Genomic DNA, 15466 nt, shown 5'->3' with positions numbered 1-15466 from the left:
GGCCTTAGGCAGATCCGCGGGGAAACAAAGCAACCGCCATCGGCGCAAGATGTGTCTCTAACAAGGCCGTCTCCGCCTGACTAAGCCCAACGGCCTCAGCAAGAAAATCGACCGCCACCCCAAGGTCTTCGGTCACAAGGCTCTGCGTTTCCCCCGACAGCCCCGAAAGCTCAGAGTAGGTGTTGGCCATACGCACCGCCGCCTGCGACGAAAGCCCCTCAACAAGATACGCCACAGTCACGTGCGTCACGCTCTCATCGAGAACGGACTTCTTCATCATGTGGCGCCGGATATCTGCAGAGGAAATCTGGCTGACATCCACCTCCCGCAGATCGAAGAGCACTGGACGGCCGATCCCCTTGGCCTCTTCCGCGCCATACTCTTCAACGATGAGACGAAAGAGCTGCTCAAGGGTGAAGGGGTCACGCGCCCGCACGATATGCAGCCCGAACTGCTCCAGATACTCATGCTCCACCATGGAAATGCGTCCTTCAGAAAGAAATTTCTCAATAAGTTAGCGCCAAGACTAGATCGGGAAACCGCAATCTACCAAGAAGAAAGCCGAAAAGCTGTTCTTCAGCTTTTGAGATTCTTTCCAAGGATTGACCTGCGCCATGCGTCATACTCAATGTGATGCTTATGAACCTCTCCGACGAAGCCCTCGCCGAAGCGGCGGCACATGGTGACAAAGCGGCGTTCTCGGATCTTCTGGAACGCCACTACGATCGTGTCTTCGCGTTCGCGTTTCGCCTCACCGGAGGGCGCACCGAAGCCGAAGACCTAACCCAGGACATCTGCGCAGCGCTACCGTCAAAACTCCTGCGCTTCGAAGCGCGCGCACGGTTTACGACATGGCTTTACCGCGTCGTGCTCAACGCCGCCCATGATCGTCGCCGACGCCAAGAAGCCCATAGCCGCGCCGCTGAAGGATGGGGCGACTGGGAGATCGCCCGGCAAGCCGCCAACGCTGAAACCGACGCCCGGATCGACTGGCTCACCGAAGCGATGCGCGCCCTGTCTCCCGACCTGCGCGACACGCTCGCCCTGATCCTTGATGACCTGACCCATGCTGAGGCTGCCGAGGTTCTCAACATCTCCGAAGGCACCGTAAGCTGGCGCCTCTCGCAAGCCCGCAAACACCTGCGCGCCCTGAAAGAAAAGGAGGACACCGCATGAGCGACGACCTCGACTTCAACGACCTGAAACACGCGATGCGCGCCGCAACGCCTTCCCCCGACGCCAGGAAACGCGCCGAAAACATCGCCCTTGCCCAAGAAAATTTCGACCGCCTCCAAGGATCGGCGGATGACGCACGTCCTACCTCTGATGCCCGCAAACCGGGCCTGTTCAGAGGAGTAATGACCATGTTGAAATCCATTCCCGCCAAAGGTGCCCTCGCCGCCTCCACGGCTCTTGCCGCGGTTGGCCTTGTGCTTGTCCTGCCCGTCCTGCAAGAGCCCCCCGCCCCGCTCAAACTGCGCGACACGGCCAAAGACGACGCCGTCGCTATCGAGGAAATGGAAGCGCCCCTTGTCGAGCCCTCCATCGCCCCCATGGCAAAATCCGCGCCGCAACGCTTTGCCACTGGCCTCAGCGCGCCCGAAATCCGCCCGATGCCGCCGCTCTCCGATTCCGAAGCCTACCCAGAGACCGATCCGAACCCGCTCAAGGTCACGGCGGAAAGCCCCGTCTCGACCTTCTCGGTCGATGTCGACACCGCCTCTTACGCGGTCCTGCGCAACTCGCTTGAGACCGGCACGTTGCCGCCGAAAGACGCGGTGCGGATCGAGGAAATGGTGAACTATTTCCCCTATGACTACGCCGCACCCGCCGGCGACACCCCCTTCGCAACGCATCTCGCTACGATGGTGACCCCGTGGAACCCGGATACCCGTCTCCTGCGCATCGCGCTTCAGGGGCGCCTGCCGGACATCGCCGCGCGCCCGCCCCTGAACCTCGTCTTCCTCATCGACACCTCCGGGTCAATGGACGCGGCCAACAAACTACCCCTCCTGAAACAGAGCTTCTCACTGATGCTCTCCGAACTGCGCCCCGAGGATAGCGTCGCCATTGTGACCTACGCAGGCTCTGCCGGACGTGTCCTCGATCCGACACCTGCCAGCGACCGCACCACGATCCTCGCCGCGCTCGACCGGCTGACGGCTGGCGGCTCCACCGCCGGACAGGCCGGACTGCAGCAGGCCTATGCCACTGCCGAAGCGATGCAAGACGGCGAAGAGATCTCCCGCGTGATCCTCGCCACCGATGGTGATTTCAATGTCGGCCTCTCCGACCCGGACGCCCTCAAAGACTACATCGCCAAGAAACGCGAGAGCGGCACCTACCTCTCCGTCCTCGGCTTCGGGCGCGGCAATCTCGATGACGCCACGATGCAGGCCCTCGCCCAGACAGGTAACGGACAGGCCGCCTATATCGATACACTGCACGAAGCCCGCAAAGTTCTTGTCGACCAACTCACAGGCACGCTCTTCCCCATCGCCGACGACGTGAAAATTCAGGTAGAGTTCAACCCCGCAACCATCGCCGAGTACCGTCTGATCGGCTACGAGACACGCCAATTGAACCGCGAAGACTTCAACAACGACAAGGTCGATGCGGGCGAAATCGGCGCGGGCCATGCCGTGACCGCGCTCTACGAACTGACCCCAACTGGCTCCCCGGCGCGGCAAACCGATCCGCTGCGCTATGGCACGGCTCCCGAATCCTCGGTTTCCGATGAACTGGGGTTCCTCAAACTGCGCTACAAAGCCCCCGGCGCATCCACGAGCCAGCTGATCGAAACACCGATCACCGCTGATCTCAAAGACGACACAGACGCACAGTTCGCTGCCGCCATCGCCGGGTTCGGCCAGCTTCTGACCGATGCGCGCTATCTTGGCGACTGGGGCTGGGACGAGGCCATCGCGCTCGCCACAGAACATCGTGGCGACGATCCTTTCGGCTATCGCACCGAGGCCGTGCGCCTGATGCGCCTCGCCCAAAGCCTCGCGGACCGCGATTGATCTTCACCTTTGTATAAATACTCCGGAGCGCGAGGCAGAGCCTCGCAACTGCACGCCCTGAAAGGGGCGTGCGAAACCTGCGCGCGCGGCACGCGCGCTCCGACAAAAAACCCCCGGCTGCGGCGCAACCGGGGGTCTCGTCCGGGAATTGGAAAACCGGATGCAGGCTTAGTTGACGGCTTTCGCGTCAACCACGTCCTTCTCGACCTCCTTGCCGTTCGCAATCGCAATGCGGCGCGGCTTGAGCGCTTCGGGAATCTCGCGCTCGAGGTCGATATGAAGCATCCCATCCTCATGGCGCGCACCAATCACGCGCACATGGTCTGCAAGATGGAACCGGCGCTCAAATGCGCGGGTGGCGATACCGCGATGAAGATAGGTTCTGGCATCATCCTCTTCCGCCTTGCGCGCGGTCACGACAAGCGCGTTTTCCTTGACTTCGATGCCAAGGTCATCCGCGCCGAACCCGGCAACGGCAATCGAGATGCGATAGGCATCTTCAGCGGTTTTCTCGATGTTATAGGGGGGGTAGCTCGGCTGTCCTGCCTCGGTCGACAGGGCACGATCCATCAGGCTGGCAAGCTGGTCGAAACCGACCGACGAGCGGTAAAGCGGTGCGAAATCAAAGTGACGCATGTGTCATCCTCCTTTGAGCGACAACTATGGTTTGGCCTTCCCATCGGGACAGGCGTTTGGTGACACGGAACCCTGTCTAGGCGTCCCGCTTCCCAAGAGATGTGTGCACCGAGGCGGCTTTTCAAGGGATCAATCGACCCGAAGAAACTTTGCCCCCGAGGCCTTGCGCGCACCGCCCACCATGACCCGTCGCGCGCCGTCTGTGCCCTTCACCGTAGCAAGCCCCTGCCCGCGCATCCGCGCCTTGAGCCGGGCCACGATCTGGGGGAGTTCCATCCCATAGCCTACTTTGCGCCCTTCCCTATCGCGCCCCATGGCCGACACGAGCGACAGGATTCGCACCCGGTTCCCATAGCGCGCGAAGACCGGCGCCCCAGACGATCCGAACGTGACATCGCAGTCAAAGCTCATCAAACCGCGTCCCCGCTCAAGGATCGCGCAGTCGCGCTGCCAGGAAAGATGCTCGCTGCGTCCCTTGCCATAGCTGAGAACTGAAACGCGGTCCCCCGCCTGGGGTTCATCATAGAGCGCAAAAGGATTCGCCTCACTGATCGTGATCGGAAAGGCGAGCCTTAGAAGCGCAATGTCGTGCCGCATCATTGCGGTCGCGATCCGCCCATCCCGGCTAGGCACGAACCCCTCTTCTGCAACGACCCGGTCCACTTTCCTCTCGGCAAGAGCAGACCCCGACACATAGCCCGCCTCGAACCGGATGCGCTCCGGCGGGATCGCCTGTCCCTCTTCGTCATAGACACAATGCGCCGCCGTCAGAACAAGTTCGCTCGAAATGAGCACCCCGGTGCAATAACCCTTCCCCGCAAGCGCCACGCGGCCCACGGCCTCCCAGCCGATCAACTCACCTCGGCTACGCAGCGCGCGCAAACCTTCCTCCCCAAACGCGGGCATCGCCGCGACACACGCCGCACCTATGACAAACCATATCCTCATGGCCTCAGGAATTTTGCCCCGGTCGCACCCCGGTCGCCCTCGGCATCGAGCGCCGCGATGAGCCGCTGCAGACGTCGATCCAGCGCCACGCCAAGCGCCACATCCCGCGCGCCAAGCCGGCTCTTGGCCGAGATCACAGAGATAAGCTTCGGCGTACCGCCCTCAAAGCTGAACACTGGCGCGCCGCTGCTTCCGAAATCAACGCGACAACTCGTGGCATAGACCCCCTGTTGCCGCCCGATCACTTCGCAGCTCTCCTGAAGCGCGGGCACGTCGTCCCGGTCGCGCGCGTAGGACACAACGCCAACCTTAGCGCCAGGCCGCATTGCCGGACCAACCTCAAAGGGCTGCATCTTGGGATTGCGCACCGGATGGTGCAGCCGCAGAAGCGCAAGATCGCGCCCCACTTGCCGGGCGCTTTTCTCGTCATCATAGCGATATTCAGGATGCACAACCGCCTGCCGAACCGAACGATAGGCCGCCGCGCGCCCGTTGCGCCATCCGGCGCGGAACTCGATCTTCCCGGCCCCGATCCGTTTCCGGCTCACCTTGTCAAAAAGACAATGCGCCGCCGTCAGAACAAGATCCGGCGCAATAAGCGCCCCTGTGCAGAACCCCTTGCCGCCAATCTCGAGCCGCCCGACAGCCTCCCATCCGCGCACCGCATCGCCGCTCTCAAGCCGCGACACTGCGGAATCCCCCGCCACCGCGCCCCGCGCGATGCCAAGCATAAGCACAAGCAATAATCCGACCTGCCGCATTTGGCTCCCCATCATGTGTCGCCCCTTGATACCGAACCGAAAAGGCGAAACTGGGGCAGGATCGCGACTACCGCAGGATCGGCACCTGTGGGGCGCGTTTGCCCGGCTCAGTGAGCGCCGCAGGTTGAGGCCCGCCCGTCGCCCAGTCGAGAAGTTCAACCGTATGGACAATGGGAATCTCCGTACCGGATCCGATCTGTACCATACATCCGATATTCCCCGCCGCGATGATATCCGGTTTCTTAGCCTCGAGCGTGCGCACTTTGCGCGCCTTGAGCTTACCCGAGATTTCCGGCTGCATGAGGTTATATGTCCCCGCCGACCCACAGCAGAGATGGCTATCTGCCGGCTCCACAACGGTAAACCCGGCGCGTTTCAAGAGATCCTTGGGATAGGTCTTGATCTGCTGTCCATGCTGCAACGAACAGGCCGCGTGATAGGCGACAACCGTCTCCTTGTCCGCTCCTTCCGGCAGGTCGAGCTTCATCAAGACCTCTGAGACGTCCATCGCGATGTCGCTGACCCGCTTGGCATCCTCCGCAAGCGCCTCGTTGCGGAACATATGCCCATAGTCCTTGACCGTCGTGCCACAGCCCGAGGTATTGATGACAATCGCATCAAGCCCCTCGCCATCCATCTCTCGTGCCCAGGCGCGAATATTCTTCGCCGCCGTGGCATGGCTTTCCTTCGCCTTGCCCATGTGATGTGTGAGCGCCCCACAACACCCCGCCCCCTCGGCAACAACGACCTCGCAACCAAGCCGCCTCAAAAGGCGGATCGTGGCATCGTTGATATCGGTATTGAGCGCCTTCTGCGCACAGCCCGTCATCAAGGCCACCCGCATTTTCTTTGGCGTGTCCGGCGCAAAGCTTTGTGGGTCGTCATTGCGGCTCACTGGCGGGATCGACTTCGGCGCCATCTCAAGCATCGCACGCAACCGCGCATCCGGCATCAGGAAAGCGAACGGCCGCCCGATTTTCGCCCCGAGTAGCGCAAGCCGGAACCGCGTCGGATAAGGCAATATGCGCGCCAGAACCCAACGCAAGGCCCGATCCATGAAAGGCCGCTTGTAATTGGTCTCGATGTACTCCCGCGCATGATCGACAAGATGCATGTAATGCACGCCCGAGGGACAGGTCGTCATACAGGCAAGGCAAGACAGACACCGATCCACATGCAAGACGGTCTTTTCGTCCGGCACTCGCTCGTTCTCGAGCATATCCTTGATCTGGTAGATGCGCCCCCGCGGGCTATCCAACTCGTCGCCAAGAACCTGATAGGTCGGGCAGGTCGCCGTGCAGAACCCGCAGTGCACACAGGCGCGCAAGATTTCATTCGCCCGCTGGATACCGGGGTCTTTCAACTGGTCTTCGGTGAAATGCGTCTGCATGTGCCTACCCCATCAATCCCGGATTAAGAATGCCGCGCGGATCAAACTTCTCGCGCAGGCCCCGACTGATCGCCGCAAGTGGTGCCGCCTCCGGCTGAAATGCTGGGATCGTCGCGCGGATCGCATCCGGCGCCCGTACAAGCGTCGCATGACCGCCAAGCCGCGCGACCTCTGCCCGCACCCGTGCCGCCGCATCCTCTTCGACCAAGAGCCAGACAAGGCCACCCCCCCAATCAAGGATTGCCTCCGGCCCGCCAAGCGCCGCGACAAGCGCCGGGCCGTCTGATGGCTTCACCGAAACGCGCCAGACCGTGCCTGCGCGTCCGGCAAAGGACGTCACATCGCGAACATCCCGCCAAAGCGCCGCGCTTGCCTCGCCCTCAACAACCTCCCAGCCTGCGCACGCGGCATCCAAGAGGCGTTTCACCCGGTAGGAAACAGAATCCCCAAGCCCCTCAAGCCGCACCAATGCCGCATCGCCGGAGACCGCCGCACCGCTGACATCATAAGGCGACCCAAGCGCAGCAGAGAGCACCTTGACCGCCGCCCCGGCCTCCATCCCGCGCCCCACAAGCGTCGCCTCCGCCTCCGGCACCGCCTGAACCTTCAAAGATACTTCGCTCAACACGCCAAGCGTTCCCCACGACCCGGCCATGAGCTTCACAAGGTCATAGCCCGTCACATTCTTCATCACGCGCCCGCCGTTCTTGAGCACGCACCCCATGCCATCGACAAACCGCACACCCAAAAGGGAATCCCGGCACGCCCCAACTTGGATTCGCCGCGGCCCCGAAACATTCGCCGCCACGACCCCGCCAATCGTCGGCGTCCCGTCGGTGCCAAGAAGCGCACGGTGATCCATCGGCTCAAACGCAAGGCGCTGGCCTTCCGCCGCAAGCACCGCTTCAATCTCGGCCACAGGCGTCCCCGCCTGCGCCACAAGCGTGAGCGCGCCCGGCTCATAGAGCGTCACGCCACTCAACCCCGCCGTCGAGAGCGCCTCGCCCACGACCGGCGCGCCAATATCCCGCGTGCCACCGCCGACAATCCGCAACGGCCCCTCCGCGCTTTTCACGATCTCGGCCAGTGCCGCTTCAGTCTCAGGTGTCATAGGCTTCTTCTCTGGAAAAATACTCTGGGGGAGGCCGCAAGGCCGGGGGCAAAGCCCCCTATTCCGCTGCCATCCGCCGGGCTTCGCTCGCCGCGAGCGGAAAGACCTTTGCCGGGTTCAGGAGCCAGCTAGGGTCAAACACGTCCTTGACCGCCATCTGTATCTCAAGGTCCTCCGGCGCATACTGATCCACCATCAGATCGCGCTTTTCGATCCCGACCCCGTGCTCTCCCGTCAGGCAGCCACCAACTTCGACACAAAGCTTCAGGATATCCGCCCCGAACGCCTCGCACCGCTCAAGATCACCCGGCTTGTTGGCATCAAAGAGGATCAGCGGGTGCATGTTGCCGTCCCCCGCATGGAACACGTTGCCCACGTCGAGCCCGTACTCTTTCGACATCTCCCCGATCCGTCGCAGCACATACGGAAGCTGCGAAACAGGGATCGTGCCATCGAGGCACATGTAATCGTTGATCTGCCCCATCGCCCCGAAGGCCGATTTGCGCCCAAGCCAGATCTTCGCGCTTTCTTCAGGGCTACCACTCTCACGGAGTTCGACCGGGTTATGCTTCCGCGCGATCGCCATGATCCGCGCGAGCTGGGCGTCGATCTCTTCCTCGCTGCCCTCGACTTCCACGATCAGGAGCGCCTCGCAATCGGGATAGCCCGCCCCGGCAAACGCCTCCGTCGCCCGGATACAAGGCCGATCCATGAACTCGATCGCGACCGGCAGGATACCTGCCTTGATAATGTCGCTCACGCATTCCCCGGCGACTTCGTTGCTATCAAACCCCATAAGCACAGGTCGCGCACCCTCGGGCTTGCGCAAGATGCGCAGCGTCGCTTCCGTCACCACGCCCAATTGCCCCTCGGAGCCACAGATCAACCCGAGAAGATCAAGGCCACCTGCATCAAGATGTGCGCCGCCGATCTCCACGATCTCACCATCCATCATCACCATCGTGACACCGAGAAGGTTATTTGTCGTCACCCCATATTTCAGGCAATGCGCGCCGCCAGAATTCATCGCGATATTGCCCGCGATGGCGCAGGCAAGCTGCGAGGACGGGTCGGGCGCATAGAAGAACCCGTCTTCCTCCACCGCGCCCGACACGCTGAGGTTCGTGCGCCCGGTTTGCACCCGGATGAATCGGTTTTCATAGTCGGTCTCAAGAACCTCGTTCATCCGCGCCACCCCAAGGATGATCGAATCCGCCGTTGGCATCGCCCCTCCGGCAAGCGATGTCCCCGCCCCGCGCGGCACGACTGGCACGCCCTCTTCGTGGCAAATCTTCAACACCGCCGCGACCTCTTCGGTTGTTGCAGGAAGAACCGCCGCGAGAGGCGGGCACCGATACGCCGTCAGCGCATCGCACTCATAGGCGCGCGTCTCGGCCTCGTCGTCGATCACTGCATCGCTGGGAAGAACACCACGCAGCCGCGCGACGATCCGCTCTTTGCGGGCAAGAATGGCCTGATTGGGGGCTGGCATCTGCATGGCGGGCTCCGCTCTCTTAGGATTGGTAAGGAAATATAACCAATTCCACCATCAGGCAAGCCCAAACGAGGCACCACGCCGCGCGCAGACCTGCAAACCCTTCCTCTTGCTGGAAATATCCCGGGGTGAATTGGGCCAAAGGCCCAAGAGGGGCTGGCCCCTCAGACCCGGTGGTACGGCGCGCCCGCGAGAATCGACGCCGCGCGGTAAAGCTGTTCGCCAAGCATCACCCGCACAAGCATATGCGGCCAAACCATCTTGCCAAACGAGAGCTTGGCATCCGCCTGTGCCCGTAGGCCCGGATCAATCCCATCCGCACCGCCAATCACAAAGGCCACGTCGCCGCGCCCCATATCCCGCCATCCGGCAAGCATGTCGGCAAACTCGGGCGAGGACATGAGCTTGCCGCGCTCATCAAGGGCACAGATCACCGCGCCCTTGGGGATCACCCCCTCCAAAAGAGGCGCCTCGGCGCTCATGCCGCCGCCCTTCTTGTCTTCGACCTCATGCACCGTCGCAGGGCCAAGGCCGAGGCCCCGCCCTGTGCGGTCGAACCGTTTGAGGTAGTCATCAAGGAGATCACGCTCCGGACCGGACCGTAGCCGACCCACCGCGCAAATATGCACGCCAAGCGCCATGTCTTACCTTTCGACGTGGATCAGGCGGTGCCGCCCGGTAGCCACATCTTTTCGATCTGGTAGAACTCGCGCACTTCTGGCCGGAAAACGTGAACAATCACGTCCCCCGTGTCGATCAGCACCCAATCGCCGGTTTCCTTACCCTCGACCTTGGAAAGCCGCCCGAACTCGGACTTGATCCGATCAATAAGCTTTTCCGAAATCGCCGCGACCTGCCGCGTAGAGCGGCCAGAGCAGATTACCATGTAATCCGCCATGGCCGATTTGCCGCGCAGATCAATCTGCACGATATCTTCGGCCTTGTCGTCGTCGAGTGAGGTGAGGATACGCGCGAGCAAAGCGTCGCTGGTCGCACCCTCGGTGGCGCCCGCTATGTCGGGCCCGGTATCAGCGGCTGGAGCCACGTCAGAATTCAGAGACAGAGATCTGCCCTCCTTATAGCGCACCGATCCGCCCCGGTGCCGGGCATGTTTTCAAGATAGCATTCCGCCTGCCCCGGCTCAATGGCACTGCGACATGTTGTGCTTTTCGGGTCACAAAACGGCGGGTCTTCGCCTTATCGCGCGCCGTCCCGCGCAACGATCTTTGGCCAAACCTCTTTGAGAGCATGGGCATACATGATCTCGCTATCGATCTCGCTCCATGCCAGATCCTCGATCTTGCGACAGGCGATATCCTGCGTTCTTGCCATGTGGATCACGGTCTCCTCGTAGTCCGCCTTGGGATCTTGCTCTAGGACTGTCTCCGCCGCCGCCTTGAGTCGCTCCGTATCTTCGGCCGTAAACCGGCTGATTCCGACCAGTTCGCCAAAGTGCTGTGCCTCCACTGCCGCGATATTCTTCGACATCATGTCAAAGACAGGTCCGCCATCGGCCCCTTCTCGCGTCCAGATATAGACCTCATCGCCCGCATTGGACTCGCCCGACACAAGGATACACGACTCGCCCTGATGCAAAGAGCCAAGCGCCGCTGCCTCATAGACGAGATCGGACTCCAAAAGGAGGACCGGCCCCGCCATCTCTGCAAGCCCGGTCATCATCGAAAGCCCGCTGCCTGTCGTCGCAAACGCAGGGTTATGAACAAGGTCAACGCCCTCCATATCGCCAAAGGCCGCCTCATATTGCTCGGCAAGATGGCCGGTCACGATCCGCACCCGCTTGACCCCACTTTTCTTGAGAAGAGCAACCGAGCGCGCAACAAGCGCCGTGCCGTCAATCTCCAAAAGACCTTTCGGTGTCATTTCCCCGCGCGATCCCATGCGGATACCTCGCCCTGCCGCTACGATCAGCGCGCTCACTTCGCTCATTTTAAGAAGCCCTTCCGAAAGCCCTCGAATACAGGGTTAACCCTATGGTAAGGCTATTTCATTCGCAAGTTGGGGCTCTCGCGGCGCGCATGAAAATCGTCCATATCACACCCTATGCCATGACCCGCCCCGGCGGCGTGCAATCCCATATCCGTGCGCTTGCAGGCTGGTGTGGGGCCGCGGGCCACGAAGTCCGCATTGTGGCCCCGCCCGGCGAAGGGGATGCCGCGCCGGATGTGCTCACGCTTGGGCGTGTGCGCAATATCTCCGTGCACGGCACCCGTTTTGAGCTGACCCGGGCAACCCGCGCGGAAATCTCCGCTGCGGTCGAGACCTTGCAGGACTGGGGCGCCGATGTGGTGCACCTCCACACACCTTGGACGCCGCTCCTGCCATGGCAGGTCTGGCGCGCGCTCAACCTTCCCACCGTGGCGACCTTTCACGCAACGCTGCCCGAAGGTGGGTTCGATCCCTTGACCTGGGCGCTCGGCAAGGCCGGTGACTATTTCAACGCCCGTGTGTCTCGGGTTGTCGTGCCCTCCCGTGCACCGCTGGACCAATGGCAACGGCGCGGCGCAGCCCCCCTTCCGTTGATCCTGCCGCCCACGATCGATCTCTCCGATTGGCGCGCCGCAAAGCGCGACATGCCTCTGCGGCGTGATGCACCGCAGATCGTCTATATGGGGCGCCTCGAAGAGCGCAAAGGCGTGCAAGTGCTTCTCGAGGCCTGGCCGGAAGTGGCCGCCGCCCTCCCCGGCGCAACGCTCACAATCGCGGGGAGTGGCGCACTCGAGGCCGATCTGCGCAACCGCGCCGCGCCCTTTCCCTCGATCCGCTTCCTGCCGCCACCCGATGCCACCGCCGCGCGCGCCTTGATCGCCGGCGCTGACCTGTTCGTCGCCCCGGCCCGCGGCGGCGAGAGCTTTGGCCTCGTCCTGATCGAAGCCATGTCCGCCGGAACAGTCCCTATTGCAGCTCAAAACGCCGGTTATGCCTCCGTTCTCAGCGGCGAAGGCACGGCACTTCTTGCGCCGCCCGGCAACGCCTCGGCTTTGGCCGAACGCATCATCGCTCTCGCCTCTGATCCGGTCGAACACACCCGCCTGCGCGATTGGTGCGCCACCCGCGCCGCCGAGTTCGATGTGTCGGCGCTGGGGCCCGACTACCTCTCACTCTACCGCGCAGCGCTTGCCTGAGGCCCGGTTCCATGCAAGCTTGCGCGCAAGATAAGACTGAAAGGATTTCTCCCGTGCCGAAGGGCGATCTCGTGATTTCCGCCGATTTCGGCACATCCGGCGTCAAGGTCGGGGTTGTTGATGACGATCTTCGGCTCCTCGCCCGCGCCACAGAAACCTACCCGCTTTCGCTTGCGACCGGTGGCATCGCCGAACAAAGCCCCCCCGATTGGTGGGACGCCCTCGCCCGCGCCTTGGCAACCCTGCGCGACGAGGTGCCTGCGTTGCGCGACCGTGCCGCTGCGCTCGTCTTCTCTAGCCAGCTTTGCGGCGTCATCTGCACCGACGAACAAGGCACCCCGCTACGCCCCTGCCTGACGTGGCTCGACAAACGCGCTGCCGAAACCGGACGCGCCATGATCGGTGGTTTCCCCTCGGCGCATGGCTACCGCATCGACAAGCTCGCCCGCTGGCTCCGCATCGCCAACGGCGCGCCCGCGCGCAACGGCATGGACCCCACGGCCAAGATCCTCTGGATCAAGTCGCAAGAGCCCGAGATCTACCGCCAGACGCGCTGGATCCTCGACGTCAAAGATTGGCTCCTGCACCGCGCCACGGGCCGCTTTACCACATGCCCCGAAAGCGCCAACCTCACATGGCTTATGGACACCCGCCCAGGCCAAGAAGGCTGGTCCCCCGCGCTCTCTGCCATGACCGGTATCGCGCTCGACCGGATGCCCGAGATGGTCGATGGCGAAGAGGTGCTCGGCCCCCTGACCAAACAAGCCGCCGAAGACCTCGGCCTTGCCCCCGATACCCTCGTCCTTGGCGGCACATCCGACGTGACGGCCGCCGCCCTCGGGTCTGGACAGGTCGCAGATGGCGCGCTCCATATCGCCGCCGCGACAAGTTGCTGGATCGCTGGCTTCATGCCGGGCCGCGTGCTCTCGGTCGCGTCTTCCTACGCCACCCTGACCTCGAGCCTCGCCTACCGCCCGCTCCTCATCGCCTCGCAAGAGAACGCCGGATCGGCCCTCGAATGGGCGGTCCGTGTGAGCGGTGGAGAAACCGAAGGCGAAGCCCTCAAAGGCGCTTTTGACAACATGGGAGCGCCACAAGAGGACGACCCGTTCTTCCTGCCATGGCTCGCGGGCGAACGCGTGCCCGTCGACAATGACGCGATCCGCGGCGTGTTCCATGGGCTTGCGCTGCACCATGATGCCTGCGCCCTGCGCCGCGCCGCCCTCGAAGGGGTCGCACTGAACCTGCGCTGGTCCTATGGCAAACTGATGCGCGAACGCGCGATCCATAAGGACGGCCCTATCTCGATGGTCGGTGGCGTCGCGGCCAACGCCGCCTTTGCCCAAACGGTTGCCGATGCGCTCAACCGCGAGGTCTGGGTCGGCGAAGCCCGGCACGCCGGTGTCCTTGGCACGGCGACCCTTGCGGCGAAAACCCTCGGCTGGGCCGCCTCGGCGCGCGACGCGGCAGCAACCCTGCGCACACGGACCACCGGCGTCTTCGCCCCCGATCCGGCCCGTGTCGAAGCCCTCGCCGCCCGCAATGCGCGCCTCGAGAAAATTCGCCGCCACATCCTCAAGAGCTATCCGTAGAAAGCCCCGCCATGATCGACGGCCTCATCAAATCCAAGATCGACCCGCTTTGGGAAGCGATGGCGACGCCCCTCGTGCGTGCCCGCATGACCCCGAACCAGGTCACCTTCGCGGGTCTGGTCCTCGTGACCCTCGTCTCCGGCCTCTACCTTTGGCACACGATGCCCGTGGTCTATGGCCTGACGCTCGCGCTCGCCTTCGTCTTTGATGCCCTCGATGGGGCCGTGGCCCGCCGCCGTGACATGCGCTCGCGCCGGGGCGGCTATTTCGATGCGATGGTGGACCGCTACCAGGAACTGATCGTGCTCGCGACGCTCGGCTATATGCATGACGCCTGGCCGCTGGCGATGTTCGCCCTCGCCGGAAGCGTTTTCACAAGCTACGCCAAGGCCCGCACCGCGATCGAAACCCCGATCAACAACGACAACTGGCCGGATTTTTTCGAACGTATGGAACGGGTGATCTTTCTCTGCGGGATGCTCGTCCTCGCGGGCATCCTCTCGGCCCATTCGGATCGCATCGTCGTCTACGGCCTCGCGCTCTTCGCGATCCTCGCCCATGTTACGGCACTGCAACGCGCCCGCCGGGCCGCTCAGATGCTCTTGGCGCTCGACCGCGACCGCAAATAGGCCCAAAGCGCCTGCCCCATATCAAAATGATAGGTTAGAACATAGCCAAGGAATGACGTGAGCAACACCGGCTCGGTGAGCGTATAGGTGAGATAGGCCGCGTCATAGATCGCGCCGAGGTCATACCCCTTGAGCACGAAAAGCGACAGGTACAGCACCCCAAGACCAATTGGCACCCAAACATACCAACGACGCAGGCGCGCCCCGGCATCGCTGAGAAAGCTCGCCCCGTCCGGCTGTCTCGCATAGGCACGTGAGAGCATCTCTCCGACCACGATCACAAAGGCCTGCGAAAAGAAGAAAAGATAAGACCCCTGCATGTGCAGGACGTGATTGTCTGGAAACCGGAAGTGGCTCAGCATCACCATCCCGACGGATGCCCCCGCCTGAAGTAGGACGACAAGCCCCGACAGAATCTGGATGCGACGCATCTCAGGCGCTGTGCCAAGCTTCGAACGCCGAAACTCGACCCACGCCGCCCACACGAGAAGCGCGACCCCAAGAAACAGGATCGGCGCACAGACGAGCATCCATGTCGCGAAAAACGGCCCGATATAGGCATCTGACAGGGTCTGGCTGATCGTTGCGGGCTGAAGCGCGACATACTCTGGATGATTGACCGCATAGAGGGCGCGTGCCCAATAAATCAGGACATTGACCGCCACGATCACGAAACCCGTCGCCACCATGGCAAGCGCAATGAGGCGCGCGGTCTGTCGCGTGACCGTCTGCGCCATG

The 15466-nt window shown here is 62.7% G+C and carries 16 protein-coding genes; 5 read left to right on the top strand and 11 right to left on the bottom strand.

The genetic code is table 11. The features are described 5' to 3' along the window. Positions 1-4 precede the first annotated feature (4 nt). On the bottom strand, positions 5-478 hold the full coding sequence (locus MK745_RS12795) for a hypothetical protein (RefSeq protein WP_243613693.1): 474 nt from the start codon (positions 476-478) through the stop codon (positions 5-7). A 161-nt stretch (positions 479-639) separates the two neighbouring features. Here MK745_RS12795 and MK745_RS12790 point away from each other — a divergent pair, with 161 nt between their 5' ends. Together MK745_RS12790 and MK745_RS12785 are read left to right on the top strand one after the other, a co-directional pair. Then, on the top strand, positions 640-1176 hold the full coding sequence (locus MK745_RS12790) for an RNA polymerase sigma factor (RefSeq protein ID WP_243613692.1): 537 nt from the start codon (positions 640-642) through the stop codon (positions 1174-1176). Next, positions 1173-3023: a vWA domain-containing protein gene (locus MK745_RS12785; protein WP_243613691.1), complete on the top strand. Its 1851-nt coding sequence runs from the start codon at positions 1173-1175 to the stop codon at positions 3021-3023. The genes MK745_RS12790 and MK745_RS12785 overlap by 4 nt, the downstream gene beginning before the upstream one ends. Before the next feature lie 168 nt (positions 3024-3191). Here the strand turns inward: MK745_RS12785 and MK745_RS12780 are convergent, their stop codons facing one another. From MK745_RS12780 to MK745_RS12740, 9 genes are all read right to left on the bottom strand, one after another. Continuing rightward, complete coding sequence (locus tag MK745_RS12780; protein WP_243613690.1) at positions 3192-3659, bottom strand: Hsp20 family protein; 468 nt, start codon at positions 3657-3659, stop codon at positions 3192-3194. A gap of 129 nt (positions 3660-3788) precedes the next feature. Next, positions 3789-4541, bottom strand: a complete 753-nt coding sequence (locus tag MK745_RS12775) for a trypsin-like serine peptidase (RefSeq protein ID WP_243613689.1) — start codon at positions 4539-4541, stop codon at positions 3789-3791. A 62-nt stretch (positions 4542-4603) separates the two neighbouring features. Next, positions 4604-5383 (bottom strand): trypsin-like serine peptidase, encoded by a 780-nt coding sequence (locus MK745_RS12770; protein WP_243613688.1) that lies wholly within the window; start codon positions 5381-5383, stop codon positions 4604-4606. 52 nt (positions 5384-5435) lie between these two features. Continuing rightward, a complete protein-coding gene (gene glcF / locus MK745_RS12765; protein ID WP_243613687.1) occupies positions 5436-6758 on the bottom strand; it encodes a glycolate oxidase subunit GlcF in 1323 nt (440 codons plus the stop codon). Between the two features lie 4 nt (positions 6759-6762). Beyond that, positions 6763-7869 (bottom strand): glycolate oxidase subunit GlcE, encoded by a 1107-nt coding sequence (gene glcE / locus MK745_RS12760; protein WP_243613686.1) that lies wholly within the window; start codon positions 7867-7869, stop codon positions 6763-6765. 58 nt (positions 7870-7927) lie between these two features. Continuing rightward, on the bottom strand, positions 7928-9367 hold the full coding sequence (locus MK745_RS12755) for an FAD-linked oxidase C-terminal domain-containing protein (RefSeq protein ID WP_243613685.1): 1440 nt from the start codon (positions 9365-9367) through the stop codon (positions 7928-7930). 161 nt (positions 9368-9528) lie between these two features. Continuing rightward, on the bottom strand, positions 9529-10005 hold the full coding sequence (gene rlmH / locus MK745_RS12750; RefSeq protein WP_243613684.1) for a 23S rRNA (pseudouridine(1915)-N(3))-methyltransferase RlmH: 477 nt from the start codon (positions 10003-10005) through the stop codon (positions 9529-9531). Positions 10006-10025: 20 nt separating this feature from the next. Further along, entirely contained in the window at positions 10026-10409 is a 384-nt protein-coding gene (gene rsfS / locus MK745_RS12745) for a ribosome silencing factor (protein ID WP_411028169.1), read from the bottom strand. A 152-nt stretch (positions 10410-10561) separates the two neighbouring features. Further along, entirely contained in the window at positions 10562-11311 is a 750-nt protein-coding gene (locus MK745_RS12740) for a phosphocholine cytidylyltransferase family protein (protein ID WP_243613683.1), read from the bottom strand. 89 nt (positions 11312-11400) lie between these two features. On the opposite strand from MK745_RS12740, the gene MK745_RS12735 reads away from it, so the two are divergent. From MK745_RS12735 to MK745_RS12725, 3 genes are read left to right on the top strand one after another with little or no spacing between them, the layout of a single operon-like run. Then, on the top strand, positions 11401-12507 hold the full coding sequence (locus MK745_RS12735; protein ID WP_243613682.1) for a glycosyltransferase family 4 protein: 1107 nt from the start codon (positions 11401-11403) through the stop codon (positions 12505-12507). A gap of 53 nt (positions 12508-12560) precedes the next feature. Next, positions 12561-14099 carry a xylulokinase gene (locus tag MK745_RS12730; RefSeq protein WP_243613681.1) on the top strand — a complete coding sequence of 513 codons (1539 nt, stop codon included), beginning with the start codon at positions 12561-12563 and terminating at the stop codon, positions 14097-14099. 11 nt (positions 14100-14110) lie between these two features. After that, the gene (locus MK745_RS12725; RefSeq protein WP_243613680.1) at positions 14111-14728 is read left to right on the top strand and encodes a CDP-alcohol phosphatidyltransferase family protein; all 618 of its coding nucleotides are present in this window, start codon (positions 14111-14113) and stop codon (positions 14726-14728) included. Here MK745_RS12725 and MK745_RS12720 read toward each other — a convergent pair. Further along, the gene (locus MK745_RS12720) at positions 14692-15465 is read right to left on the bottom strand and encodes a Frag1/DRAM/Sfk1 family protein (RefSeq protein ID WP_243613679.1); all 774 of its coding nucleotides are present in this window, start codon (positions 15463-15465) and stop codon (positions 14692-14694) included. The genes MK745_RS12725 and MK745_RS12720 overlap by 37 nt on opposite strands. Position 15466: the final 1 nt, after the last annotated feature.

Source organism: Shimia aestuarii (genome assembly GCF_022814865.1).
GTDB lineage: Bacteria > Pseudomonadota > Alphaproteobacteria > Rhodobacterales > Rhodobacteraceae > Shimia > Shimia aestuarii_A.
The sequence above is the reverse complement of the archived record's forward strand: the minus strand, read 5'-3'. Positions and strand labels throughout refer to the sequence as shown.